26 protein-coding genes are annotated in these 24,961 nt (G+C 67.7%); 14 read left to right on the top strand and 12 right to left on the bottom strand.

Annotated features, from left to right (window positions below; translation table 11 throughout):
- The first annotated feature begins 74 nt into the window (after positions 1 to 74).
- The 4 genes from rpe (at position 75) to purH (ending at position 4,843) form a co-directional block, all read left to right on the top strand.
- A complete protein-coding gene (gene rpe / locus RHOSA_RS0100880; RefSeq protein WP_027287207.1) occupies positions 75 to 734 on the top strand; it encodes a ribulose-phosphate 3-epimerase in 660 nt (219 codons plus the stop codon).
- A gap of 7 nt (positions 735 to 741) precedes the next feature.
- Positions 742 to 2,487, top strand: a complete 1,746-nt coding sequence (locus tag RHOSA_RS0100875; RefSeq protein WP_051431668.1) for a heparinase II/III family protein — start codon at positions 742 to 744, stop codon at positions 2,485 to 2,487.
- A 214-nt stretch (positions 2,488 to 2,701) separates the two neighbouring features.
- Positions 2,702 to 3,175, top strand: a complete 474-nt coding sequence (locus RHOSA_RS19530; RefSeq protein ID WP_081728345.1) for a B3/B4 domain-containing protein — start codon at positions 2,702 to 2,704, stop codon at positions 3,173 to 3,175.
- Between the two features lie 81 nt (positions 3,176 to 3,256).
- Complete coding sequence (purH, locus tag RHOSA_RS0100865; protein ID WP_027287205.1) at positions 3,257 to 4,843, top strand: bifunctional phosphoribosylaminoimidazolecarboxamide formyltransferase/IMP cyclohydrolase; 1,587 nt, start codon at positions 3,257 to 3,259, stop codon at positions 4,841 to 4,843.
- Positions 4,844 to 4,887: 44 nt separating this feature from the next.
- Here purH and RHOSA_RS0100860 read toward each other — a convergent pair whose 3' ends face one another.
- The 3 genes from RHOSA_RS0100860 to RHOSA_RS0100850 all read right to left on the bottom strand — a co-directional run bounded on the left by RHOSA_RS0100860 (position 4,888) and on the right by RHOSA_RS0100850 (position 7,042).
- On the bottom strand, positions 4,888 to 5,484 hold the full coding sequence (locus RHOSA_RS0100860; protein ID WP_037255435.1) for a YceI family protein: 597 nt from the start codon (positions 5,482 to 5,484) through the stop codon (positions 4,888 to 4,890).
- Between the two features lie 69 nt (positions 5,485 to 5,553).
- The gene (locus RHOSA_RS0100855; protein WP_027287203.1) at positions 5,554 to 6,132 is read right to left on the bottom strand and encodes a cytochrome b; all 579 of its coding nucleotides are present in this window, start codon (positions 6,130 to 6,132) and stop codon (positions 5,554 to 5,556) included.
- 64 nt (positions 6,133 to 6,196) lie between these two features.
- On the bottom strand, positions 6,197 to 7,042 hold the full coding sequence (locus RHOSA_RS0100850; RefSeq protein ID WP_156092453.1) for a hypothetical protein: 846 nt from the start codon (positions 7,040 to 7,042) through the stop codon (positions 6,197 to 6,199).
- A gap of 242 nt (positions 7,043 to 7,284) precedes the next feature.
- Here RHOSA_RS0100850 and RHOSA_RS0100845 point away from each other — a divergent pair, with 242 nt between their 5' ends.
- Positions 7,285 to 8,280: a hypothetical protein gene (locus RHOSA_RS0100845; protein ID WP_156092450.1), complete on the top strand. Its 996-nt coding sequence runs from the start codon at positions 7,285 to 7,287 to the stop codon at positions 8,278 to 8,280.
- A gap of 111 nt (positions 8,281 to 8,391) precedes the next feature.
- Here RHOSA_RS0100845 and RHOSA_RS0100840 read toward each other — a convergent pair whose 3' ends face one another.
- The 3 genes from RHOSA_RS0100840 to RHOSA_RS19525 all read right to left on the bottom strand — a co-directional run bounded on the left by RHOSA_RS0100840 (position 8,392) and on the right by RHOSA_RS19525 (position 12,616).
- Complete coding sequence (locus RHOSA_RS0100840) at positions 8,392 to 9,120, bottom strand: Bax inhibitor-1/YccA family protein (protein ID WP_027287200.1); 729 nt, start codon at positions 9,118 to 9,120, stop codon at positions 8,392 to 8,394.
- A gap of 231 nt (positions 9,121 to 9,351) precedes the next feature.
- The gene (locus RHOSA_RS0100835) at positions 9,352 to 11,901 is read right to left on the bottom strand and encodes an ABC transporter permease (RefSeq protein WP_027287199.1); all 2,550 of its coding nucleotides are present in this window, start codon (positions 11,899 to 11,901) and stop codon (positions 9,352 to 9,354) included.
- Positions 11,902 to 11,905: 4 nt separating this feature from the next.
- A complete protein-coding gene (locus RHOSA_RS19525; protein ID WP_037255434.1) occupies positions 11,906 to 12,616 on the bottom strand; it encodes an ABC transporter ATP-binding protein in 711 nt (236 codons plus the stop codon).
- Positions 12,617 to 12,818: 202 nt separating this feature from the next.
- Between RHOSA_RS19525 and RHOSA_RS19520 the strand changes: the two genes are divergently transcribed.
- Positions 12,819 to 13,466, top strand: a complete 648-nt coding sequence (locus RHOSA_RS19520; RefSeq protein ID WP_037255432.1) for an arylesterase — start codon at positions 12,819 to 12,821, stop codon at positions 13,464 to 13,466.
- A gap of 107 nt (positions 13,467 to 13,573) precedes the next feature.
- Positions 13,574 to 14,614, top strand: a complete 1,041-nt coding sequence (locus RHOSA_RS0100820) for an aldo/keto reductase (RefSeq protein WP_027287198.1) — start codon at positions 13,574 to 13,576, stop codon at positions 14,612 to 14,614.
- Positions 14,615 to 14,664: 50 nt separating this feature from the next.
- Here the strand turns inward: RHOSA_RS0100820 and RHOSA_RS0100815 are convergent, their stop codons facing one another.
- The 4 genes from RHOSA_RS0100815 to RHOSA_RS0100800 form a co-directional block, all read right to left on the bottom strand.
- Complete coding sequence (locus RHOSA_RS0100815; RefSeq protein ID WP_027287197.1) at positions 14,665 to 16,623, bottom strand: methyl-accepting chemotaxis protein; 1,959 nt, start codon at positions 16,621 to 16,623, stop codon at positions 14,665 to 14,667.
- 160 nt (positions 16,624 to 16,783) lie between these two features.
- The gene (locus RHOSA_RS0100810; RefSeq protein WP_027287196.1) at positions 16,784 to 17,686 is read right to left on the bottom strand and encodes a DMT family transporter; all 903 of its coding nucleotides are present in this window, start codon (positions 17,684 to 17,686) and stop codon (positions 16,784 to 16,786) included.
- Entirely contained in the window at positions 17,683 to 18,546 is an 864-nt protein-coding gene (locus RHOSA_RS0100805) for a fructosamine kinase family protein (RefSeq protein ID WP_200371986.1), read from the bottom strand. The genes RHOSA_RS0100810 and RHOSA_RS0100805 overlap by 4 nt, the downstream gene beginning before the upstream one ends.
- A gap of 22 nt (positions 18,547 to 18,568) precedes the next feature.
- Positions 18,569 to 19,066, bottom strand: a complete 498-nt coding sequence (locus tag RHOSA_RS0100800) for a low molecular weight protein-tyrosine-phosphatase (RefSeq protein WP_051431666.1) — start codon at positions 19,064 to 19,066, stop codon at positions 18,569 to 18,571.
- A gap of 205 nt (positions 19,067 to 19,271) precedes the next feature.
- On the opposite strand from RHOSA_RS0100800, the gene RHOSA_RS0100795 reads away from it, so the two are divergent.
- From RHOSA_RS0100795 to RHOSA_RS0100785, 3 genes are all read left to right on the top strand, one after another.
- The gene (locus RHOSA_RS0100795; RefSeq protein ID WP_027287193.1) at positions 19,272 to 20,012 is read left to right on the top strand and encodes an NAD-dependent deacylase; all 741 of its coding nucleotides are present in this window, start codon (positions 19,272 to 19,274) and stop codon (positions 20,010 to 20,012) included.
- Positions 20,013 to 20,045: 33 nt separating this feature from the next.
- On the top strand, positions 20,046 to 20,606 hold the full coding sequence (locus RHOSA_RS0100790) for a uracil-DNA glycosylase family protein (RefSeq protein ID WP_244880589.1): 561 nt from the start codon (positions 20,046 to 20,048) through the stop codon (positions 20,604 to 20,606).
- 94 nt (positions 20,607 to 20,700) lie between these two features.
- The gene (locus RHOSA_RS0100785; protein WP_027287191.1) at positions 20,701 to 21,147 is read left to right on the top strand and encodes a copper chaperone PCu(A)C; all 447 of its coding nucleotides are present in this window, start codon (positions 20,701 to 20,703) and stop codon (positions 21,145 to 21,147) included.
- A 32-nt stretch (positions 21,148 to 21,179) separates the two neighbouring features.
- Here RHOSA_RS0100785 and RHOSA_RS0100780 read toward each other — a convergent pair whose 3' ends face one another.
- A complete protein-coding gene (locus RHOSA_RS0100780) occupies positions 21,180 to 21,605 on the bottom strand; it encodes a metallopeptidase family protein (RefSeq protein ID WP_027287190.1) in 426 nt (141 codons plus the stop codon).
- Between the two features lie 124 nt (positions 21,606 to 21,729).
- Here RHOSA_RS0100780 and RHOSA_RS0100775 point away from each other — a divergent pair, with 124 nt between their 5' ends.
- The 3 genes from RHOSA_RS0100775 (at position 21,730) to RHOSA_RS0100765 (ending at position 23,133) form a co-directional block, all read left to right on the top strand.
- Positions 21,730 to 22,071 carry a 4a-hydroxytetrahydrobiopterin dehydratase gene (locus tag RHOSA_RS0100775; protein WP_276570045.1) on the top strand — a complete coding sequence of 114 codons (342 nt, stop codon included), beginning with the start codon at positions 21,730 to 21,732 and terminating at the stop codon, positions 22,069 to 22,071.
- A gap of 106 nt (positions 22,072 to 22,177) precedes the next feature.
- Positions 22,178 to 22,600, top strand: coding sequence for a YkvA family protein (locus RHOSA_RS0100770; protein WP_081728344.1), 423 nt, complete (start codon positions 22,178 to 22,180; stop codon positions 22,598 to 22,600).
- Positions 22,601 to 22,650: 50 nt separating this feature from the next.
- Positions 22,651 to 23,133, top strand: a complete 483-nt coding sequence (locus RHOSA_RS0100765; protein ID WP_051431665.1) for a DUF3429 domain-containing protein — start codon at positions 22,651 to 22,653, stop codon at positions 23,131 to 23,133.
- A gap of 70 nt (positions 23,134 to 23,203) precedes the next feature.
- On the opposite strand, the gene RHOSA_RS19515 is transcribed toward RHOSA_RS0100765, so the two are convergent.
- Positions 23,204 to 23,974, bottom strand: a complete 771-nt coding sequence (locus RHOSA_RS19515) for a class I SAM-dependent methyltransferase (protein WP_037255427.1) — start codon at positions 23,972 to 23,974, stop codon at positions 23,204 to 23,206.
- Positions 23,975 to 24,151: 177 nt separating this feature from the next.
- On the opposite strand from RHOSA_RS19515, the gene gloB reads away from it, so the two are divergent.
- Positions 24,152 to 24,922 carry a hydroxyacylglutathione hydrolase gene (gene gloB, locus RHOSA_RS0100755; protein WP_027287186.1) on the top strand — a complete coding sequence of 257 codons (771 nt, stop codon included), beginning with the start codon at positions 24,152 to 24,154 and terminating at the stop codon, positions 24,920 to 24,922.
- Positions 24,923 to 24,961 lie beyond the last annotated feature (39 nt).

Raw genomic sequence — 24,961 nt, 5'->3', positions numbered from 1 at the left:
TTGTGGCCCAGTTTCCCTAGGGCAAGCCGCCACATCCGCTTGCGGATGACCCGGCGACTTGATACCAGAACAGCATGACCGTCCGTATCGCGCCCAGTATCCTGGCTTCTGACTTCGCCCGTCTCGGTGAGGAGACGCGCGCCGTCTCCGAAGCTGGTGCGGATTACGTCCACGTCGACGTCATGGACGGTCATTTCGTACCGAACATCACGATCGGCCCGGACGTCGTGCGGGCGATTCGCCCCTACACCGACAAGGTGCTCGACGTGCACCTGATGATCTCCCCGGTGGATCCCTTTATCGAGGCGTTCGCCGAGGCGGGAGCGGATATCATTACCGTGCACCCCGAGGCCGGCGCCCACGTCCACCGGACCATCCAGCTGGTGCGTGGCTGCGGCAAGAAGGTCGGCGTGTCGATCAATCCCGGCACGCCCGTCAGCGTGCTGGAAGACCTGCTGCACGAGGTCGACCTCGTGCTGGTGATGAGCGTGAACCCCGGTTTTGGCGGGCAGAAGTTCATCCCGAACGCGACCCGCAAGATCGCCCAGTTGCGCGAGATGATCGACGCCACCGGCAAGGCGATCGACCTACAAGTCGATGGCGGCATCAACTTCGAGACCGCGCCTAAGGCGATTGGAGCCGGCGCGGATGTTCTGGTCGCCGGGACCGCGACCTTCAAGGGCGGGCCGCACTCCTACGCCGACAACATCCGGCGCCTGCGCGGCGAGGTCTGATAGGGCCGTGAGCGGCGAGGCGGCCCTGGGCGGTTCCACGGCCGCTGGCGCACGGTCGCCGCGGCCCCGACGCCGGCCATTCTCCCGCTGGCGCGCGCGACTTGCCCTACCGCAAGCGCTGATCTGGCAGCGACTCCATTTCCAAATTACCGAGCCGTATCGGCGTACCGCGCTTTACCGTTGGCGTCTGTCGGGCCCCGAGCTCAGTCAACTGCATGCCCAGCCCGCCGATCCCTGGCCCGGGCAGTCCGATCTGGGCAGCGCGATCCTGCAGAACCGCCTGACCTTCGCCGGGCGCACGCTGGCCGATCCGCGCCCCTTCTGGCTGCCGGCGGACGCGGACGACGCCTGGCTGGCGCAGTTGCACGGTTTCGCCTGGCTGCGCGATCTGCGGGTGCTCGGCTCCGACAATGCCCGCCGGCGCGCACGGGAGTTGGTCGGCGACTGGCTGACCCGGCATCCCGGGCCTGGCGGACCCGCCTGGCACCCGGCGACCACGGGCCGGCGGCTGGCGGTCTGGATCGCCCTGTTCGAATTTTTCGCCGGCAGCGCCGAAGTGACCTTCAAGACCCGCGTGCTGGACGGGGCGCAGCGCCAGGCGCGCTACCTGCATGACGTGCTGCCGGCTGGCCTGTGCGGGGCGGAACTGCTCGCCGCGATCAAGGGACTGGCGGTCGCGGGCGCCTGCTTGCCGGGTGGCCAGCCTTGGCTGGAACGCGCGCTCGGTCTGCTGGAACGCGAACTGCCCCGGCAGATCCTGGCTGATGGAGGCCACTGCCAGCGCAGCGCCAGCCTGCATCTTGACGTGCTGCGCGATCTGATCGACCTGCGCGCCGCCCTCGCCGCCGCGGAAATCCAGCCGCCGCGTAACCTGCAGCTGGCGATCGAGGGGATGGCGCCGTTCCTGAAACTGCTCCAGCACCCCGATGGCGGCCTGGCCCTGTTCAACGATTCGCTGGAAGAACGCGCGGTTGTGGTCGAGATGGCCCTGCAGCGCGCGCAGGTGCGCGGTCGCGCCCAGGTGGCTGCGCCGCAGAGCGGTTTTCAGTGCTTGCACGCCGGGCGCACGCGCGTGCTGGTCGATGCCGGCGCCCCACCGTCGCCGGGGCTGGACGGACATACCCACGCCGGCACGCTGTCATTCGAACTCAGCCACGGCCGCCAGCGGGTGATCGTCAACTGCGGCGCGCACCCGGGGCATCCGGACTGGCGCGCGGTGCAGCGTGCGACAGCGGCGCACTCCACCCTGACCTTGGGCGAGACCAACTCCGCGGAGATCCTGCCGCAGGGCCGTCCTGGCGCGGTCGCCGTTGGTCGGCGGCCGGAGACGGTGGTGTGTCGGCGGGAGGAAGGCGACGGCGCGATCTGGCTGGACATGAGCCATGACGGCTATCGTCAGGCGTTCGATGCGATTCATGAACGCCGCCTGTTCCTCGACGCCGCCGGCGAGGATCTGCGCGGCGAGGATATGCTCAACGGCCCCGCTGGGGTGCCGTTCGCAATCCGCTTTCATCTGCACCCCGATGTCACCGCCGGGCTGGTAGGCGACGGCCGGGCCGTGCTGCTGCGCCTGCCCGGCGGCAGCGGCTGGCGGTTGCGCGCGTCCGGCGCCGAGATCGCGCTGGAGGATGGCGTCTATCTGGGCCAGCGCGACACCGTGCGCCGCAGCCAGCAGGTCGTGCTGTCCGGCGTCACCAAGGACGGCCGCACGGCCGTCAAATGGGCGCTGAAACGTGAAGGAGGACGCAAATGACCGGCCCGCCGATCGTCGAGATCGCGCCGGAACTGCAGGCGACCGACCTCGTACTCGGGCTGCTGACGGCCACGATCGACCCAGCCGTTGCGAGCGCCGAGGCGGTACGCGCCGACGCGCTGGCGCGTGCTGGCCAGGATGCGGCCGAGCGTCTTGGTGAACAGTCGCCGAGTACGCTGCCGGCGGTGCAGGCCACGCGTGCGGCTACAAGCAACTGGGCAACGACCCCGCCCGCTACCGCCCGGCGGCGGAAGCGCTGCTGCGCCGGGCGCGCCAGGACAAGGCGGTGGCGCCGATCCACCCGGTGGTGGACGTCAACAACATGGTGTCGTTGGACAGCGGCGTTTCGATCGGCAGCTATGATCTCGACCGCTTGCACCCGCCTTACCTTTGCCGCGCCGGTCGGGAAGGGGAGAGCTACGTTGGCATTGGCCGGGGGGCGCTGAACCTGGCCGGTCTGCCGTTGCTGGTCGATGGCACCGGCCCCTTCGGCTGCCCGACCAGCGACAGCGATCGCGCAGCCGTGGGGTCCGAAACGCAGTCGGTGCTGATGGTGCTTTACGGCTTTGGCGCCGCGTCCGAGGCGGCGGCGCACGGCGCCCTCGACGACGCGATGGCCCGGGCGGTGCGGCTGCTGCGGGAACACGCTGGCGCCCGCGACATCCAGACCGGCACGGTCGGCGGCTGAGGTCTGCCGCGCGCTTGACCCGGCCGGCGGGGCTGCCTACACGAGGCTCCGATTCCTTCCTTTGCGACAGACGAGTGGCCCATGTCCGATACCGTGATCCAGCGTGCCCTCCTGTCCGTGTCCGACAAGCGGGGGCTGGTCGAGTTCGCCAGCTTCCTGAGCGCGCGCGGCGTGGAGATTTTGTCCACCGGCGGGTCCGCCAAGGCGATCCGCGAGGCCGGCCTGCCCGTGACCGAGGTGGCCGAGACCACCGAGTTCCCGGAGATCATGGATGGCCGCGTGAAGACGCTGCACCCGCGTATTCACGGCGGTTTGCTGGGACGGCGCGATCACAGTGACGATCGGGCCGCGATGGCCGAGCACGGGATCCCCGCGATCGATCTGCTTGTCGTCAACCTCTACCCGTTCGAGCAGACGGTGGCGGGCGGCGCCGACCGGGCCGCGTGCATCGAGAAGATCGACATCGGCGGCCCTGCGATGGTGCGCGCGGCGGCGAAGAACCACGCCTTCGTCACCGTGGTCGTGAACCCGGACGACTACGATGGCGTGATGGCGGAGATGCGCGCCAACGATGGCGCGCTCGGTGAGCATTTCCGTCGGCGCCTGGCGGCTGACGCCTACGCCCATACGGCTGCCTACGATGCCGCGGTCGCGGAGTGGATGCAGGCGCAGGAGGGCGTGACCTTTCCGCGCGAGCTGTCGATTGCCGGCCGACGCAAGCAGACGCTGCGCTACGGCGAGAACCCGCATCAGGACGCCGCCTTCTATCAGTTGGCCGGCCAGCAAGGCGACCGGCCGGGCGTGGCGACGGCGACCCAGTTGCAGGGCAAGGAACTCAGCTACAACAACCTGAACGACACCGATGCCGCGTTCGAGGCCGTGGCGGAGTTCGATGACCCCGCCGTGGTGATCGTCAAGCACGCCAACCCCTGCGGGGTTGCGGTCGCGGGTGGTCTATCCGACGCCTACGACAAGGCGCTTGCCTGCGACCCGGTCAGCGCGTTCGGCGGCATCATCGCGGTCAACCGCACGCTCGACGCCGCGACGGCGGAGAAGATCACCGAGCTGTTCGCGGAGGTTGTGATCGCCCCGGTCGTGGCGGCGGAGGCGCGCAGCGTGCTGGCGACCAAGAAGAACCTGCGCGTGCTAGAGACCGGCGGCATGCCGGTCGCCGATGGCAGCGGGCTGACGGCGCGGACGCTCTCTGGCGGGCTGTTGCTGCAGACCCGCGATGGCGGCGTGGTGACGGAGGGCGACCTGAGCCCCGTGACCGCTCGTCGGCCGAGTGCGCAGGAGCTTGCGGATCTCTTGTTCGCCTTCCGGGTGTGCAAGCACGTCAAGTCGAACGCGATCGTCTATGCCAAGAACGGGGCCACCGTGGGCATCGGCGCCGGGCAGATGAGCCGGGTGGATTCCGCCCGCATCGCCGTGCGCAAGTCGGCCGACGCTGCCGAGGCCGCGGGCGAAACCACGCCCCGCACCCAAGGCGCGGTGGTTGCTTCCGACGCCTTCTTCCCGTTTGCCGACGGTCTGATCTCCGCGGCCGAGGCGGGGGTGACCGCGGTGATCCAGCCGGGCGGCAGCAAGCGTGATGACGAAGTGGTCGCCGCCGCCGATGCCCGGGGCCTCGCCATGGTCTTCACCGGCATGCGCCACTTCCGGCACTGAGGGCTGGCCTCTTCTGAGCCCTCTGCCACGAGGAAGAGTGCGGGTTACTCCGCTCCGGCCGGGCGGGTGGCGTGGATATCGATCTCGATCACGACCGGGTTCGGGACCATCGAGGTATCCTGCCACTGCCCCTGGCCGATCCCCCAGCGCAGGCGCTTGACCGTCACCTCGCCATCGGCGGTGGCCGTGAGTGTGTCGCCGTCCTGGGTCACGTCCAGCTCGAACGGCAACTCGACCGGGTGTGTCTGACCGCGCATCGTGAGTTCGCCTTCGGCGATGTAGGTGTCGCCGCCAGCATGCCGGAACCTATCCGCCTGGAAGCGCGCGTTCGGATATTGCTCGGCGTTGAACAGGTTGGGTGACTTGATCGTCTGGTCGCGGTCCATCGAGCCTGTCGTCACGCTCTGGATATCGATTTTTACGTCGACCGAGCTGGCCGTGAGGTTGTCGCGGTCGAAATGGATCGTGGTCTCGAACCGCTCGAATTCGCCCGGCACGTCGTTACCCGATTGCTGGGCGATGAATCCGACCCGGCTCTGCTCGGGGTCGACGGTCCATTCCGGTGCTTGTTGCGCCAGCGCGACGCTTGCTGTGAGCGCCGTTAGGGTGGCGCAGGCGATCCCGGTCAGGCGGTTGGCCATCGTCAAAAGGCCTCCTTGGCGTTGGATGCGGAAGTGGACGTGCCCGTTGCGGTCGCGGGGGACGCCGTCTTACCCGACTGGGCGACGGATGCCGGTGGTGTTCTTGTTCGCGACGAACGGCAGCATCCGGCGCAGCACGTTGTCCTTGAGCACGAAATGGTGGCGCAGCGCGGCAACGACGTGCAGGCCGACCAGCCCCAGCGTCGCCCAGCCGAGGTAGACGTGGACGGCGTTGAAGGCGTCCTTCAGGGCCTCAGAATTGCCGGCGTCGGGGAGCGTGTAGCCCCAGATCACCGTCGGGAAGCTGGACGCCATGGAGAACGCCAGCCCGGTGATCGGCTGTGCGAACAAAAGCGCGTACAGCAGCACGTGGCTGGCGCGCGAGGCCAGCTCCTCCCACCGTTGGCTGCCGGAGGGCATCGGCGGCACCGGGTTCATCAGGCGCCAGACGATGCGCACAACCGCGAGTGCCAGGATGGTCACGCCGATCGACTTGTGCAGGTTGTACAGGGTGAACTGAAGCTGCATGGCCTGAACGCCCTCGGCGTACCAGGCGATCGCGTACTGGGCGACGAAGCCGAGCGTGATCACCCAGTGCAGTGTCTGGGCGATCACGCCGTAGCGCGCTTTGCTGTTGCGGAACTGCATCGCGGGATATCTCGTCTTTTCCTGTCCGTGAGAGGTCGTTCGTTGGTCGCCGGTAGGCGCTGGATCAGAAGTAGAGCGGGCCGGACTGCCAATAGGCGACCGCGACCGCGGCGCAGGCCGGCACGAGCGCGAGGCCGATCACAACCAGCAGCCGCGCGCCGCGCATCCGCTCCCCGGCCGCACCGGCCAGCCGGCCCAGCGGCGGCCAGCTGGCGAGGGCGCCCTCGACCAGGAAGACCGGCAACAGCAGCAGCAGCGCGAACGGCGCGGCGCGGGTGTAGAACGCTAGGATCGCGATCAGCCCGAACAACGGCAGCGTTGCGGCCATCCGTCCGGCCGCGCCAAGGCCCGCCGGCGCCGCGCCAGCGCCTGCCATGGCGCCGGCAAGCGCGGCGATCAGCACGAGGTTCACCTGCGCCATCGAGTAGGACGAGCCATAGAACGCGACCCCCGCCGCTGCGGCGCCGCCGACCAGGAGCAGCAGCGCGCCGCCGGGACTGCCCGCTCGCTCCACCCGCGACAGCGCCCACACGCCCGCGGCGACCAGCAACGCGCCCGTAAGCCAGGCGGCCACGTCCGGGATCATCAGCCGCGGCCAGCCGATCCAGACTGCCGCGAGCGCCAGCGCACCGACGCTGACCGCCCGGCGCTGCTTGTCATCCGCCAATCGTGGCAGCCCGAGCCCAAGCGCGCCGCCCAGGAGCGCCAGCCACCACAGCTTGTCGATCGCGCCATTCGGCGGCAGTGCCGGCCAGCCTTGGATCGCGACCTGTCCGGCGATCAGCCCGGCGGTGATCCCCAGTGCAACCGCCAGCCCATGGACGCGCAGGCGTACCGCCCAGACCGCGAGCGCGGCGGCGAAGGCAAGGGCGAACGGCACGGCCAGCGTTTCCAGCATGGCGTTGAGCACGGTGGCGTTGATCGCGGACCTCCTGGGGTGTGATCACTCGGTTTATGCGCCGCCGCGAGAATAGGGCGTGCGTCGGTTCTGGCCAATCACGCAAGGGTGAAAAGACTGTCGCATCTATGGCAACGGGTCTTGTCGTCTCAGGTCCGGGTAGGCAGGCCGGCAGGACGCCGGTAGGTTAGTCCCATCTCGCTGGTCGGCCCCAGGTCGCCAAACCTCTCCTCCGTCCCGGGTACGTGGTCTTCTTGCGCACGCCGTTCGGATCGATCGACAGCGACAAGCTGCGCCATCGCCTGATCGTGGCCCAGCTTGTCGGCGCCCCGGTCGGGCTTGTCGTGCTCGGCTGGTTGCTGGTGAACGAACTGCCGCTTCAGCAGTTGCAGGAGAATTGGATCGGACTCGCGAGTTCGGTGCTGCTGGGGCTTTTGGGGCTCGAGCTGTTCGGCGTGCGGCTGTGGTTGATGGCGCGACTGTTCGCGCTGGACGCACCGGTGCGCGCCGTTTGGCGGGTGCATGTCGTCACCATGTTCTATTATTTCTTCCTGCCCGCCGGCGTGGGCTATGACCTGGTGCGCGCCGCCAAGCTGGGTGCCGCGTCCAGCCGGGCGGGCGGTTGGCGGCTTGCCGGCCTCGCGTCGATGGAACGGGTGGCTGGCGGTCTGGGGCTGGTGCTGCTGCTGCTGGTCGGCCTGCCGTTCACCGATTTTGCCCAGGGAAGCGACCTGCGCTGGCTGAATCCCAGCCCGCGTGTCTGGTGGACGTTGGTTGCCGGCCTGGTGGTCTTGGTGGGGCTGGTCTACCTGCTGGCGCGTCGGCGTTACCCCACGTTGCGCCTGCTCTACCCGGCGACGCTGGTGTCCGCCCTTGCCTACGCCGTGCTGGCGGCGGGCATCTGGACGGCCGCGGAAGCCTGGGGCGTGGCGATCGAGCCTACGGAAGTGCTGGTCGCGCTCGCCGGAACGCTGCTGTTCCAGTTGATCCCGGTGAACCTGGTCGGGGTTAGCTTCGGCGAGGTCGCGGCGGTGGCGATCTACATGGCCTATGGGTTGGCCCGGCCGGAAGCGGTGCTGCTGACCACGGTGGCTTACCTGCAGCGCCTGGCCGCCGCGCTGGCCGGCGGCGGGCTGGAGGGAGTGGCGAGCGCACGCTGGCTGCTCACCCGCCGTCAGGAAGGGCCGGTGCCCGCCGACCGGCCGCACCCGGTCGATCTTACCAACCCGGAGCCCGAGCAGCGCCGATAGGGGGACGTGCGGCGCATCGGACAGCCGTTCCCTCCGCCCCATACACACGAAAACGGCCCCGGAAGTCGCCTTCCGGGGCCGCCGTCTCGCATCCAGTATCCGGGGCGCGCGTTACTCGCGCATGATGCCCAGGATGTTCAGGATCCAGATGAACAGCGTGATGAAGCTGCCGTAGAGCATGAAGGCGCCGAAGATGGCCTTCTTGCTCTGCACCTCACCCATGTCCCCCTGGGAGTACATGCTCTTGATCATCTGGGTCTCGTAGGCGGTCATCGCCGAGAACAGCAGGACCACGCCGATCGACAGCACCAGCTCGAAGCCCGTGCTCTGGATCAGGAACACGTTGACCAGCATGGCGATCAGGACGCCGATCGTGGCCATCATGAAGAAGGTGCCGAGGCCCGACAGATCCTTCTTCGTGGTGTAGCCGGCCAAGCTGGTGCCCGCGAAGGTCGCCGCCGTGATAAGGAACGCGCGGACCAGGATCATCGGGTCCATCTGCGCGTAGGCGAAGAACATCGGGCCCAGCAAGGCGCCCCACATGCCGGCATAGGCCCAGAAGCAGCCCTGCGCGACGCCGACCGACTTGGTCATCATCAGGCGCGGGGCGAAGAAGCCCATGCCGAGCACGCCCAGGAAGAAGACCCAGAACAGGCCGCCGGAGATCGCCTGCACGGCGGCCGGGTTCATCGCCACGATCATGGCGATCGCGCCGGTGAACGCGATACCGAGCGACATGTAGTTGTAGACGCGCAGCATGTAGCTGCGCAGACCGACGTCGACGCCGGCCGCTTCGGCCTGTGCGCCGGTCATATAGCGGCGATCGGGACCTTGAGCCATTGTACCCTCGTTCCTCCGTTGCCTGGCTGTCTGTCACAAGCCTGGCGGATGTTGCGTGGCTGAAGAGCCTATACTCACGCCCTATATTGGCGGCGCGAGCGGCGGGTTCAAGCGATTTACGCAGGTGATATGCGAAAATTTTGTGGCAGCGGGTGTCCAGGACCGCAGCCAATTTGGCCGAGAGCTTACCCGCTCCGTCTGTGTCTGTCGATTGCTGCCGGGCGCGGCAGGCTACTCGTTGCGCAGGAGTGGGGCCGCTTTTTGCTGCAGGGCGCGCCAGGTGCCGGCGAAGCCGAAGGCGAGCGTGACGGCGGTGGCTGCCACCACCGTCCCGGCGATCGCCATCGGCAGTATGGCGAATTCGCCCTGCATCACCTCGGTCATCACCACCCAGGCCGCGACCGTCCCGATCACGGCCGCGATCAGCGCGGTCACCAAGCCCAAGAGGCCGTATTCCAGCAGGAAGGCGCCGGTGATGTCGCGTTTGGTCGCGCCCAGCACCTTGAGCACCACGGAATCGTAGATCCGCCGCCGGTGCCCGGCCGCGATCGCGCCGGCCAGCACCAGCGTTCCCGCCAGCACGGTGATCGAGGCGGTCGAGCGCACCGCGAGTGCGATGTTGGACAGGATCTCGCCGACCCGGTTCAGCACGTCCTTGACCCGGATTGCGGAGACGTTGGGGAACTGCGCGTTGACCGTCTTCTCCAGCTCGGATTCTTGCGCGGGATCGATCTTTACGGTCGCGATGTGGCTCTGCGGGGCGTTGGACAGCATGCCTGGCGAGAAGATCATGATGAAGTTGATCTGCAGGTCGGACCACTCGATCGTGCGCCAGTTGGCGATTTCCGCCTCGATGTTCCGGCCCAGCACGTTGACCGTCAGCGTGTCGCCCGGCTCCAGGCCGACCTTTTCCCCAACTTCCCGGTCGAGCGAGATCAACGGCTGGCCGCTGTAGTCCGCCGGCCACCAGTCGCCGCGCACGATCGTGGCGTTGTCCGGCGGCGTGCGCGCCCAGGTGATGCCGCGGTCGCCCTGGAACACCCAGCGCACGTCCTCCGGGATGCTGGCCTGATCCACCGGGGTGCCGTCCACCGCGACGATTCGCCCGCGCAGCATCGGGACGGAGTTGACCTCCGACACGCCCGGGAAGTCGCGCACCGTCTGCGTGAACGCGTCGAGCTGATCGGACTGGATGTCGATGAAGTAGAAGCCGGGCGCCTGGTCGGGCATCTGCTCGGTCACCTGGCGCTGCAGGTTGCCTTCGATCAGTGCGATCGCGACCAGCACCGTGAGCCCGAGGCCGAGCGACATCACCACCGAGCCGGTGGGCGCGCCCGGCCGGTGCAGGTTGGTCACCGCCAGCCGCAGACCCGGACGGCGCGCGCGGGGCGCGCGGCGGGCCAGCCAGATCACCCCGGCGGCGGCCAGGCGGAAGGCGAGCAGCGCGCCCACCGCGCCGCCGACGAAACCGAGCGCGAAGGTCCGCTCGTCCGCGTTCAGTACCGCCAGCCCGGCCAGCGCCAGCGCGCTGGCAGCCGTCGCGGCCCACGCCCACAGCGGCACCCGCGCGGCCTGCTGCGCGACCACGTCGCGGAACAGCGCGGCCGCTGGGATGCCTTGCGCGCGCGCCAGCGGCCACAGCGTGAACGCGAGCGTGGTTAGCAAACCGAAGACGGTGGCGATCGCCAGCGGCTGCCAATAGACCCCGACCGCGACGTCGAAGTTGAGCCGGTTCGCCAGGATCGGCCCGCCCACCAGCGGGATCGCCGCGCCCAGCACCAGCCCCAGCGCGATGCCGAGCAGGGCGAGCGCCAGCACCTGCGCCAGATAGGTGAAGAACACCAGCCGCGCGGGGGCGCCCAGGCATTTGAAGGTGGCGATCGTGGCGCGCTTGCCGTCCAGGTAGGCCTTGACCGCGTTGGCCACCCCAACCCCGCCGACCAGCAGCGAGGTCAGGCCGACCAGGGTCATGAACAGCGTCACCCGCTCGACGAACCGGCTGATGCCGGGCGCGGCGTTGTCCAGCCCGCGGATCCGCCAGCCGGCTTCCGGGAAGCGCGCGTTCAGGCGCTGCTTGAAGGCGGCCTGGTCGACACTGTCGGGCAGGTCCAGCCGGTAGTGGTGGTAGACCAGGCTGCCCGGCTGCACCAGGGTGGTCTCGGCCAGGCTTTGGTGACGGACCAGCACGCGCGGTCCGAGCGTGAAGGCGCGCGTCGCGCGGTCCGGCTCGCGCGTGATCGTGCCGCGGATTTCGTAAGTGACCTCGCCCAGTTGCAGCGGATCGCCGACGTCCAGCCCCAGCTTGTTCAGGACCGCCGGATCGACCAGCGCGCCCCATTGCCCGTCCTGCCGGCCGAGCGCAGCGTCCAGCGTCTGCTCCGGCGCGAGGCCGACCGCGCCGTACAGCGGATAGGCGGCGTCCACGCCCTTCAGCTCGACCAGCGTGCGCCCCTCCGCGCCGTCGAAGCCGGCGGGCGTGCGGCCCATCGCGCGCAGGTCGGTTGTCTGGCTCAGGCGCGTGGTGTTCTCGCGCAGGTAGGCGAGCTGGTCGTCCGTTGCCGCCTGGTGGATCAGGCGGACCTCCATTTCCCCGCCCAGGAGCGCGCGGCCGTCGTTGTTCAGGCCCTGCAGCATCGCCTGCGACAGCGAGCCGACGCCGGCGATCGCGGCGACGCCCAGTAGCAGACAGGCGAGGAAGATCTTAAAGCCCTTCAGCCCGCCGCGCAGTTCGCGCCGCGCCAGCCGGGCCGCCAGCGGTAGGTCGGTCGCTAAGCTGCTCATGACGTTAGCCGGCCTTGCGGGCGGCGGCCTTGCTCGGGGTGGCTTGGGCGCGTCCATCGTCGGTGATGTGGCCGTCGATCAACTGCACCCGCCGGTCGCAGCGCTCCGCGAGTGCGGGGTCGTGGGTGATCAGCATCAGCGTGGAGCCGTCGGTCTGGCACAGCTCGAACAGCAGGTCGATCACCTGCCGGCCGGTCTCGCCATCCAGATTGCCGGTCGGCTCGTCCGCCAGCAGGATTTTCGGCCCGGTCGCAAACGCGCGGGCGAGCGCCGTACGCTGCTGCTCGCCGCCTGAGAGCTGGCCCGGATAGTGGCTCAGCCGGTGGCCCAGTCCGACCTTCTCCAGGCTTTCGGCCGCCCGGTCGAAGGCATCCTTGCGTCCGGCGAATTCCAGCGGGATCGCGACGTTCTCCAGCGCGGTCATGGTCGGCACCAGATGGAAGTCCTGGAACACGATGCCGACGTTTTCCCGGCGGAAGCGGGCGAGCGCGTCTTCGCTCATCTCCCCCAGGCTGTGCCCGGCGACCCGCACGGTTCCGGCGGTCGGCCGCTCCAGCCCGCCCACGATCATCATCATCGACGACTTGCCGGAGCCGGACGGACCCACGACCGAGACGGTCTCGCCGCCGCCGATCTCCAAATCCAGGCCTTTGAGGATCTGCACGTCGCCCGCCTGGCTGGGCAGGGTCAGTTCCAGGCGGTCGAGCCGGATCATCGGGTCTGCGCTCACGAAGGTCTCCTTGGGAAGGCGGGGGTGCGGGAAGGTCCGCCAGACGGTCCTCTCCCCCTCAAGGGAGAGACCCCGCCGAGACGCCCGCGGAAGTCGGCTTCAGTCAGGCCTTGGGCTTGCCCCTGGTGTGCCAGACCCGATATGGCCTTGCACCCGCCGGTTTCAATTCGAGGGAAAGGCCGTGCCCATGACCGTCCTCCGCCGCCTCATCGCCCTGGCCGCGTTCGCGGTGCTGCCGTTCGCCCCCGCCCAGGCGCAGGACGACACGGTTACGATCATGGCGTTCGGCGACAGCTTGGTGCACGGCTACGGCCTGCCGGCGGGCGAGCCATTCCCGGCCCAGCTGGAAGTCGCGCTCCAGGACAAGGGCTACAACGTCGAGGTGATCAACGCCGGCAGCTCCGGCGACACCTCCAAGTCCGGGCGCTCGCGCCTGTCCTGGGTGCTGCAGGACGATGTCGACGCGGCGATCGTGGTGCTGGGCGCGAACGACGCGCTGCGCGGGATCGATCCGGCCGTCACCCGCGACAACCTGGACGCCGTGCTGCAGACGCTGGACGACGCGGGCGTGGAGACGCTGCTCGCGGGCATGAAGGCGCCGCGCAACATGGGCCAGCAGTACGTGCAGGAGTTCGACGGCCTGTATCCCGACCTGGCCGAACGGCACGGCGTCGTCTTCTACCCCTTCTTCCTGCAGGGGGTGGCGCAGCAGCCCGATTTGAACCAGTCCGACGGCATCCATCCCAACGCCGAGGGCGTGGCGGTGATCGTCGACAACATGCTGCCCAAGGTAGAGCAGTTGATCGAACGCGTACGCTCGGACGCCGCGAGCTGATACGACGGCCTGACCTCACCCTCCATACCGAAAGGCTGCGCGCCCGTACGCCCTGAATGCGGGGTGTACGCGTACGCGCGGCCGTCACCTTTTCAAGGAGCTACCTGATGCACTACCGCCAACTGGGGCGCACGGATCTGAAGGTAAGCGAGGTCTGTCTCGGCACCATGACTTGGGGTACGCAGAACACCCAGGAAGAGGCGTTCGAGCAGATGGACTACGCGCTCGACGCCGGCGTGAACTTCTTCGACTGCGCGGAGATGTATCCCACGCCCTATTCCGAGGAGACGCACGGCGGGACGGAAGAGATCATCGGCAATTGGTTCGCTGCGCGCGGGACCCGGGACAAGGTGATCCTGGCGACCAAGGCGCTCGGCCCGGGCGAGCGGTTCAAGGAGGTGCGCGGCGGGCCGCGCTTCAACCGGGCGCAGTTGGAACAGGCGGTCGACGCCAGCCTGCGGCGGCTGCAGACCGACCGTATCGACCTCTACCAGCTGCACTGGCCGGAGCGTTCGACCAACCGGTTCGGCAAGCTCGGCTTCGAGCAGCCGGGTGACGAGGGCGACTGGACCCCGTTTGAAGAAACGCTGGGGGCGCTGCAGGATCTCGTCGACAAGGGCAAGATCCGCCACATCGGCCTATCGAACGACACCGCCTGGGGCACGATGCGCATGCTCACCCACGCGGAGGCCGGCAAGGGCCCGCGCGTGATGTCGGTGCAGAATCCCTATTCGCTGCTGAACCGCTCGTTCGAAGCAGGCCTATCCGAGGTCGCGATCCGCGAGCAGTGCGGTCTGCTGGCCTACGCCCCGCTCGCCGCTGGGACGCTGACCGGCAAGTATCTGCACGGCGCCAAGCCGGCGGACGCGCGCCTGATCCTTTACCCGCAGAACAGCCGCTACTGGAAGGAGCAGGGCATCAAGGCGATCGAGGCCTACGTCGACCTCGCCAAGCGCCATGGCCTGGATGCCGCACAAATGGCGATCCAGTTCGTCCTGTCGCGCCCCTTCACCACCAGCGCCATCATCGGCGCCACCAAGATGTGGCATCTGAAAAACAACATCGCCGCCAAGGATCTCCGCCTCAGCGACGATGTGCTCCAGGAGCTGGAAGCGATTCACACGCTCTACACCTACCCCTGCCCGTAAACGATAGCCCGAACCGCACGAGGCAGGACTGCGGTTCGGGCTACCACCGATCAGACCGCGCGGACGTCTCGCAAGAAGGTCTCGACCTTGTCCGAGAGGTCTCGGGACTGCTCGTTGAGGCCGTCGCACGCGCTCAGGACCTGCTCGGCCGCCATGCCGGCTTCCCCCGCCGCCTGACTGACGCCGGCGATGTTGTGCGTGACCTCTTGGGTGCCTTGGGCGGCTTCCTGGACGTTGCGGGAGATTTCGCCGGTCGACGCTTCCTGCTCCTCGACCGCCGCGGCGACTGAGGTCGAGATGTCGTCCAGTTCGCGGATCGAGGTGGAAATGCCCTCGATCGCGCCCACCGCTTCCCGGGTCTCGTTCTGAACGCTCTGGATCTGATCGGAGATTTCCTGGGTCGCCTTGGTGGTTTGGCTGGCCAGGTTCTTCACCTCGTTCGCCACCACGGCAAACCCCTTGCCGGCATCTCCCGCGCGCGCGGCTTCGATCGTGGCGTTCAGGGCCAGCAGGTTGGTCTGCTCGGCGATGTCCTGGATCAGGCTGATCACCCCGCCGATCTTGTCGGCAGCCGCGTTCAGCTCTTGCACCTGCCGCGTGGCGCTATCCGCCTTCTGGCGCGCGGTGCTGGCAACCTGGGTCGACCGGCTGACCTGCTGCGAGATTTCGCGGATCGATGCGCTCAACTGTTCGGCGGCCGAAGCGACCGTCTGCACGTTGGTCGAAGATTCCTCCGCCGCCCCGGCGACGGCCCCGGCTTGCTCGCCAGCCTTCTCGGCGGTTGAGGACATCGAGCGGGCCGTCCCCGTCAATTGTTCCCCCGAGGTCGCGACGTTGCGGATGATCGCTTTGACATCCGATTCGAAGTTTTGGGTCAGGGCTTGTAGGCGCTCGGCCCGTTCGACCTCCGCCTGTTGGGCCTGCTTTTGCTGTTCGGTCGCCTCGCGGTCGCGCTGCATGGCGGTCTTAAAGACATCCAGCGACTTCGCCATGTCACCGACTTCGTCGCGACGTTCCAGACCGGGCACCCTGTGGGTCAAGTCGCCGTCTGCGATGCGTGTCATCGCATCCTTGATGCCGTTGATCGGCCGGGTAAGCGACCGCGAAATGCCCAAACTACCGAGCAGCATCAAGAGGGCGATGCCGAGGCCGGTCGCCGCCAGGATGTTGGTCATCCGATCCATAATATGATCGAGCTCGGCGTCGGCAGCCGTCATGGCGGATTCCGCTCTAGCGACGAGCCTGTCCAGCAGCGGCTCGACCTGATCCTGCGTCTGCATGAATGCTGCAACGTCGCGGTTAAGCGCGAGTTTCGCCTCTCCGAAGGCGGCGATGCCAGCGGTATAGGCATCCATCAAAGTGCCGACTTCGCGGCGGAAGCGATCCGTCACCGGCGCGTCGGCGAGCAGGCGGTCGAACTCGGTCCGACGCGCCTCGATACGATCAAGGTACTTTTGATCGCCGCGCAGCATGAAATCTTTCTCGTGCCGGCGCATCATCAACATCTTGATCGTCAAGGCATCGAGATCGGCTTCGTTAAGCTTCTCCTCCACGGCATGAACGGCGGATCGGAGCTGGCCGCGTAGACCGGCGTTCTCGTCAAAACCGAGTTCCTTGACGCCTGCGGCGATCGCCTGGAAATGTGTGCGCTTTTGAGCGAAGGCATCAAGCAGCGTGTCGACGTCGCGACTTTCCGCGCCCAGTTCGGGGAGCTGAGCAAGGCGTTCCTGTGCCACGTCGTGCGCTTCTTCGACCTGCTGGATGTAGCGTTCTTCCGGGCTGCGCAACAGCATCTGCAAGCTGCGGGACGCGCGCAGTGATGCTATATCAGCCCGTTCCGCGCTCAGCAGAATCTTCTCGACACGCTTGTACTCGGCGCGCTGTTCGCCGACACGGCCCTGCATCACGAGAAACACGACGGCGAACGCGCCGATTGCGGTCATTGCCAGCGCGGCCAGAAGGAGCAGGCGGTGTGCGATCTTAAGGTTAGCGAAAGAGATCGAGCCCATGGTTGCAGCAGTTCCTCGAGGGCAGGGTCTAGGATGGCCTAGACGTCGGAGCGGAACGTCATTGTACGCGGTTCGCTGCGCATTTTTGCCCCAAGGCCTTAATTTTGAGTGAAAACTGAACAATTGCCCTGATTGCCGGTCGTTGTTGCCGGCAAGCGGGCTAATCCGTCGTCTTGCGCCGGCTTTCGCGGTGGAGGACGTAGAGTCCGGCGCCGGCGATCACCGCAGCGCCGGCCCAGGTGCTGGCGGCGGGGACCTCGCCCCAGATCAGCCAGCCGTAGGTGAGAGACCAGATCAGGGCGGTGTAATCGAACGGGGCGATTACCGCGGCTGGCGCCAAATGGAAAGCGCGGGTCAGAAGCAGCATGGTGATCGCGCCCAGGCTGCCCAGCGCCAGGAATCCGCCGGCGTCACCTGCAGCCATGGGCGTCCAGGTGAACGGCATCAGCACCCCCGTGATCACCCCCGCCCCGGCGGTCGACCAGACGACTAGCGAGAGCGCGCTTTCGCTGGCGGCGAACTTGCGCGCGGTGATCAGCATCAGCGCGTAGAAAAAGGCAGCAGCCAGCGCGATCAGCGCGGCCGGCTGGAAAGCAGCTGTGCCTGGTTGGACCACGATCAGCACGCCGGCTAAGCCGACCAACACGGCCGACCAGCGCCGCCAGCCAACCTGTTCGCCGAGCAACGGGCGTGACAGAGCCGTCATGATTAAGGGCGCGGCGAAGGCAATCGCCGTGACCTCCGCCAGCGGCAGGTAGGTCAGGGCGCTGTAGAAGGTGAAGATGCCGAGTGCGACCAGCCCGGCGCGGGCGACATGCACCCATGGCCGGCGCGTGCGCAGGGCGTTGAGGCCACCCTGCGAAAACTTGGCGATCATAAGCAACAGGGGCAGGGAGATCGCCGAGCGCAGGAACACCAGCTGCAGCACCGGGTACGTCTCGCCCAGGAACTTCGCCAGCGCGTCCGTGGTGGCGAGGCCAAACACCCCGGCCACCATGGTGGCGATTCCAGCAAGGTTGCCGCTAGAAGCCGCCGGATCCGAAGCTGTCGGACGCGTGCTCATAGGAAGCGGGCGATCGTGCGCATCGCCTGCGCGCCCCAGCCGGGCCCAAACGCGGCTGCATGCACCAGCAGCGGATACAGGTTGTAGATGTCGCGGCGCGCCTCGAAGAAGCCGGCGGCTTCGAACGGTGCCAGCTCGGCATAGCGGTCGAAGAACGGCTGGCCGAACGTGTCGAACAGGGTCGAGAAGGCGAGTTCGATTTCCGGATGGCCGTAATAGACGGCCGGGTCGATGAAGCCGGCGATCCGGTCGCCCCCTGGCAGTACATTGCCGCCCCATAGATCGCCGTGCAGCAGCGCGGGATGGGCCGGCTCATCCAGGTACTGCGCCAGCTTGCTGGCGAACGTCTCGATCTGGTCGCGCTGCCTAGTGTCCAGGCTGCCGCGCGCCAGCGCGACATCGGCCATGTAGCGCAGGCGGTGGTCGCGGAAGAAGTCGAGCCAACGGTCGCTCTGCGGGTTCGGTTGGTGCAGCGGCCCGATCAGGGTATCGCGCTCCAGCCCGAATGCCGCGCCCCGCACCGCGTGCAGCCGGGCGATGTGCGTTGCGGCGTCGCGCTGGGCGGCGGCGTTCAAGCTGCCGTGGCCATCGATGAAGGTCATCAGCAGCAGGGTGTCGTCGCTGTAGAGCACCTGCGGCACCGGCAGCTCGGAGCGCTCGTTGAGGACCTGGAGCATAAAGCCTTCGGGCTCCAGTCCGCCGCCGCGCGCCAGCTTCGCGACTGCCGGCTCGCCGTCATCGGCGAACGTAAGCTTGACCACCTCGCCGATGCAGCCGCCCGGCAACGGCGTGGCGGCGGTCGGCGTGCGGCCAAGGGCGTCTGCGATCTGCTGGCGCAGTCCGGCGTCGATCTGGCTCAAGATGGCGGCTCCGTGTGGCTTATTAGCTGCGTTCGGACAGTTCGGCCAGCAACCCTTCGGTGCCGGCCTCGATCAGGTCGACCATCGCATCGAACCCGCGGGTGTCGCCGTAGTAAGGGTCCGGCACGCTCTTGCGGCCGGTGTGCGGGGCGAATTCCAGAAACAGGCGTACCCGGTGGGTTTGCCCGGGCGGGCACATCCGGGTCAGTTGCGTGTGGTGCCCTTCGTCCATCGCGACGACGTAGTCGAACCGCTCGAAGTCCGATCGCTCGACGATGCGCGCGCTCTGCTCGCCCATCGGGTAATCGCGGGCCGCGAGCGCGTCGGTCGCCCGCGGGTCGGGGGGGTGGCCCAGATGCCACTCGCCCAGGCCCGCGCTGTCGATCCGCAGCCGATCACCCAGGTCGCGCTGCGCGGCCTTATGGCGCAGGATCGCCGCCGCGCTGGGCGAGCGACAGATATTCCCGGTGCAGACGAACAGCACGCTTATGGGGGGCGCGCTTTCCTGGTGCGCTGACACGTCGCTTAACCTCCATCTTTCGCGGAATGCGTGCCCGCGTGCAGGATCGCGTCGGCACGGGCCCGGTCGTTATCCCCGACCGGATTGACGCCGACCGGGTTGATACTGGCCAGATTGCCAGGGGCCGGGGTTGAGATGGGTCGTCGCCTTGGCTTAGCTAGAGGTGCAGAATGGCTCTTGCACGTCGTCTAACACCCGAGAGGTCATGTCGGAAGCACGCGACCCCAACTCAACCTTCCCGATCGTCGTCCTGACCGGCGCCGGCATCTCCAAGGAATCCGGCTTGGACACCTTCCGCGACAAGGGCGGTATCTGGGAACAGGTGTCGATCGAAGAGGTTGCCACCCCCGAGGCTTTCCAGGCCAACCCCGAACGTGTCCAGCAGTTCTACAACGACCGGCGGCGCCAGCTGACGCAGGATCGCCCGGAACCGAACCCGGGTCACGAGGCCCTGGCCCGCTTGGAACGGGAGTGGCCCGGCGAGGTGCTGGTGGTGACGCAGAACATCGATGATCTGCACGAACGCGCCGGTCAACAGAACCTGATCCACATGCACGGCGAGTTGCGCAAGGCGCGCTGCACCGATTGTGAGTCGGTCGTCGCATGGGAAAACGATCTTTCGGCCGCGAGCCCGTGTCCGCACGGCGATACCGGGACGCTGCGCCCGCACATCGTCTGGTTCGGCGAGATGCCGTTCGAGATGGAGCGGATTTTCGACGCCCTGCAGCGCTGCGGCCTGTTCATGTCGATCGGCACTTCCGGCAGCGTCTATCCGGCCGCCGGGTTCGTGCAGGAGGTGCGGCGCGGCGGCCAGGGCCACACGGTGGAACTCAACCTGGAGCCTTCCGACGGCAGCATGTTCTTCCACGAGACCCGCTCCGGCCCGGCAAGCGAGGTGGTTCCGGCGTTCGTCGACGACCTGCTGGCCGGCCGGCTCGACATCTAAGTCGCGATCTTGGTGGAGCCGCTGCAGCGCGTTGTGGCAGACGCCCGCGCGTGCCGCTATTGCGAGCCGGAACTGCCGCTCGGGGCCAACCCCGTGCTGCGCGCGCAGGAAAGCGCCCGGCTGCTGATCATCGGCCAGGCGCCCGGGACCAAGGTGCATAACACCGGCGTGCCGTGGAACGACGCCTCCGGCGAGCGACTGCGGTTCTGGCTCCAGGTCGACAGCGACACCTTCTATGATTCCAGCCGGATCGCGATCGTGCCGATGGGCTTCTGCTATCCGGGGCGCGACACGCGCGGTGGCGACAAGCCGCCCCGGCCGGAGTGCGCGCCGATGTGGCACCCGCGCCTGCTGGCCGCGCTGCCGAACCTGGAATTGACACTGCTGGTGGGCAGCTACGCCCAGAAGCATTACCTGGCCAAGACGCGTCGACGTACCCTGTGGGAGACGGTCGCGAATTATCGGGACTACCTGCCGGATTACGTGCCGTTGCCGCACCCCAGCTGGCGTAACACCGCTTGGCTGAAGAAGAATCCGTGGTTCGAACGTGATCTGCTGCCGGATTTGCGCGCGCGGGTGCACGCGTTGCTATAGCTGTCGTAGAACCGGCGCGTGAAGCTGGAGCCAGGGGGCGCGCCCTGCGGCCCCGCTGCTCCTCTTGCTGACCCGCCATCAAGGAGAGATTTCCGTGACCTCACTTCGCCGTCCCCTGATCGCCTTGCTCGTGCTTCTGGCGGGCGCGTTCGCGCCGCTCGCCGCCTTTGCCCATTCCGCTGAGGTCGAGGGGATCAAGATCGGTCATGCCTGGGCCCCGCCCACCTCGGGCGAAAACGCGGCTGTCTACATGCCGATCGTCAACGACCGGTCGGATGCCGTTACCCTGGTGTCCGCGACCACGCCGGTTGCGGAGTCGGTCGTGCTGCGCAAGGGAACGGGGGACGATGCGCAGGTTTACGACGCCCTGAAGCTGTCGCCCGGGCAGCCGGTCTCGCTCGCCGAATGGGCGGTGCACCTCTGGCTACAGGGGATCGATCGGGAACTGCAGGCCGGCGACCGCTTCCCCCTTACCCTGACGTTCGAGCCGGGCGGGGCGGTCGAGCTGGAAATCATTGTGGAGGACAGCCCTGGCCACTGAGGCGTGCGGGCCGTAGGGCCACAGGAGAGCGCCTAGCCGCGTGGCGGGCGACCCTGCTCGATGCGCTCCATCTCCTCGTCGGAGAAGCCGAAGTGGTGGCCGATCTCGTGGATGATCACGTGCGCCACCACTTCGCGCAGGTCTTCGCCGCTCTCCGCCCAATAATCCAGGATCGGCCGGCGGAACAGATGCACCGTGTCGGGCAGGCTGCCGCTGTCGCCGACCGATTTGTCCAGCAGGTTCACCCCCCGGTACAGGCCCAGGAGGTCGAACGGCGATTCCAGGCCCATTTCCTCGACAACCTCGTCCTCGGGGAAGTCCTCCACCTGGACGCTGACGTTGTTCAGCATGGTACGCATCTGCTGCGGGATGGTCGCCATCGCCTCGCGCGCCATCGCCTCGATGTCGCTGATCTCCGGGGGCGTGGTGTGGCGATCGATGTCGTGGAGGTGAGCCATCTGTTCGGTCGCGTTGTTGTCTTCGTTGAGTGGGCGGTGTGCGTCCTCGGCGGAGGCGCATCGTCGGGCAGGGCGTTTTGGCGTGCGGGCCGGCGGTTGACCCCGTCCGCTCCGGCAGCCAGCTATGGGCGCGAGGTTAACCATCGTCACGGAGGTGCAGCCCATGGCCGGCAAGATGAGCGAGTCGGAGCGCGATCAGGCGGTTGAGAAGCTGGACGGCTGGAGTGTCGCGCCGGATCGCGACGCCATCCAGAAGACCTTCCAGTTCAAGTCCTTCAACGCGGCGTTCGGCTTCATGCAGCGGGTCGCTCTGGCGGCGGAGAAGATGGACCACCACCCGGAGTGGTTCAACGTTTACAACCGCGTCGACATCACGCTTTCCAGCCACGACGTGGGCGGCACGAGCGAGCGTGATATCCAGCTCGCCGAGAAGGCCGACCGCTTTGCCAAGGCGTTCCAGGAGTAGCGTCTTAGGCAGCGAACTGCAAGCCGCGCTCCCGCCAGGTAGCTAGGCGATCGGAGCCAATGGGGCGCGGGTTGCAGGGCTCAGGCGGTGTTCGCATATATTGGTCATGAGCGATTCCGACAGCCGCGATTACGCGGAAGCTGCGCGCAAGGTGACGCGGTATGACCCGGAGAAGCTTGAGCAGGACCGCGACAAGGTCCTGAACAACTTCTGGGCCAAGGCGCGGCGTGTGTTGGGGCGTGTTCCCTTCCTGGAGGACGCGGTCGCGGCGTACTACTGCGCGCGCGATCCCGAGACGCCGACCCAGGTGAAGGCGGTGCTGTTCGGGGCGCTCGCCTATTTCATTCTGCCCACCGATCTGGTGCCGGATATCCTGACCGCCTTTGGCTTCGTCGACGATGCGGCGATTCTGACCTATGCCTACCGTAGGGTCTCCGAGTATGTGACCGAGACGCACCGTCAGAAGGCCCACACGGCGGTTGAGCAACTGCGCGCCGAAGACGCCGCCGACAGCTCGTCGTCGGCGTGAGCCCTGGTCCGGTCGGACCTTACCCCGCCAGCCACACAAGACCGAGGGCGATGAGCCAACAACCCGAGTCCCCGTCCGTGCCGCTGCCGGCTGCCGTTTATGGCGGCACCGGCCTGATCCCCTTCGTCGTGACCGCGGTCGCCGTCTGGGCCGCCCCCGGTGATTGGTCCATACGCGCGCTCGACATCCAGCTGTTCTACGGCGCCACGATCATCAGCTTCCTGGGGGCCGCGCACTGGGGCCTGGCATTGGCTGGGCAAGGTACGCGCGGCGACATTGCCGCCGCCTGCAGTTGGGCGCGGCTCGGCTACGCCGTGGCGCCATCGCTGGTGGCTTGGCTGTCACTGATCACCATGCCGGTGATCGGGGTGATCATGCAGATGCTGTCCTTCGCGGCGACCTTCTTCGTCGACGCCAAGACCACCCGTGTCGGCATCACGCCCGCCTGGTACCCGCGCTTGCGCCGGCCACTCACCATCGTCGCGATCATCTGTCTGGGCGCCAGCCTGCTGCGTCTCGTGCCAGCCGGCTAGAGCCGTGCCGGCGTTCGGCGGTATCAGAGCCCAGCCGTCACACCCGCCCAGTCGTCACACCGCCCAGCCGTCACACCGCGACGTCGTACCCGTCGTCGCTGCGCCAGCGCACCCCGGCGGGTCGGGCCACCGGCGCCGGCGCGATCGCTGGGCGGCGCACCTTTTCGATCTGCATCGGGCGGGTGGTGGCGTAGACGCGTTTGGTCGCCTCCAGCATCACCAGGCCGGACAACTGGGGTAGCCAGCGCTTGCCGATCCGCTCGAACGCCGGGGCTGCGCTCAACAGGCTGCGCGAATAGGTCGGCGGCACGAACAGCGCGTGGCGGGTCTGCTGCGGTTCGAAGTTCTGGTCCTTGAGCAGCCGGGTCAGCTGACCGTGGCTGAACGGATGGCCGTGGCCGAGCGGTGTGCGCTCCAGCCGCGACCACAGGCTGCGCCGGTTGGGCACCACGATCAGCAGGCGCGCATCGCCCATCATCACCCGCCAGATCTCCGACAACAGCGGGCGCAGTTGTTCGGTGTGCTCCAGCGAGTGCACCAGCAGCACCCGGTCGACCGAGTAGGCGCTGAGCGGCAGGTTGCCTTCGTCGACCAGCGTCGTCGCGTTGGTTTGACGGTCCGGCCAGTGCAGCACGCCTTGCTGGGCCGGCATGAAGGCCAGAACCCGTTCCGCCTCCGCCTGGAAGGGATGCAGGTAGGGCGTGCAATACCCCAGGCCAAGGATGCGCTGCCGGCGCACGTCGGGCCAGACCTGGCGCAGCTCGCGCTGGATCGTGTGCCGTACGACACGGCCCAGCCGATCCGCGTAGAACTGCTGCAGCTCGCTCACGTCCTGAAACATGGGTGTTTGCCTTCATCCCCGCCGGCCGTGTCCGGTTTCCTATGTATAACCTGCGCGCCGTGCTTGCCAGTACGGCGGCGTGTTGCCCCGCGCCTTTCACCGGCCGGGGCGAGCGACTACCTTGCACGCCAGAGCCGGATTGCCGGCACAGTCGGACAAGCCCAAGGGAGGGACCTCATGGCCAAGCTCGAAGTCGAGCTGATCCCGGCGCTCAGCGACAACTACATCTACCTCGCCCACGAGCCCGAAAGCGGCGAGACCGCCGTCGTCGACCCGGCGGAGGCGCAGCCCGTGCTGGACGTCGCCAAGGCCAAGGGCTGGACGATCACCCACATCCTGAACACCCACCATCACGGCGATCACACCGCCGGCAACAAGGAGGTCAAGCAGGCGACCGGCGCGCCGATCGTCGGCCCGAAGTACGACGAGGCGCGAATCCCCGGCATCGATGTCGCGCTGAGCGAGGGCGACACCTATTCGGTCGGCAACGCGACCGCCGAGGTATTCTTCACCCCCGGCCACACCCGCGGGCACATCTCCTTCTGGTTCAAGGACGCGGACGTGCTGTTCTCCGGCGATACGCTGTTCGCGCTCGGCTGCGGCCGGCTGTTCGAGGGCGACGCCAAGCAGATGTGGGACAGTCTGCAGAAGCTGCGCCGCCTGCCCGACAGCGTGAAGGTCTACTGCGGCCACGAGTACACGATGACCAACGTCCGCTGCGCCACCGACATCGAGCCGGACAACCCGGACCTGCAGGCCTACAAGAAGCGGGTCGAGGAGCTGCGCGGCGCCGGCAAGCCGACGATCCCCGCCGATCTGGGCGAGGAGAAGCGTTGCAGCCCCTTCTTGCGCGCCGATGATCCCGCGCTGGCGAAGGCGCTCGGCATGCCCGGTGCCGACCCGGTCGACGTCTTCGCCGCCGTGCGCGAGAAGCGCAACGGCTACTGAGGCGGGCCCGGCCGCTTGCCTTCGCGGCGTGGCCGCGCG

Source organism: Rhodovibrio salinarum DSM 9154, assembly GCF_000515255.1.
In the GTDB taxonomy this organism is placed as follows: Bacteria; Pseudomonadota; Alphaproteobacteria; order Kiloniellales; family Rhodovibrionaceae; genus Rhodovibrio; species Rhodovibrio salinarum.
Note: the sequence above shows the minus strand (reverse complement) of the source record. Positions and strands in the feature narration are given on the sequence as shown.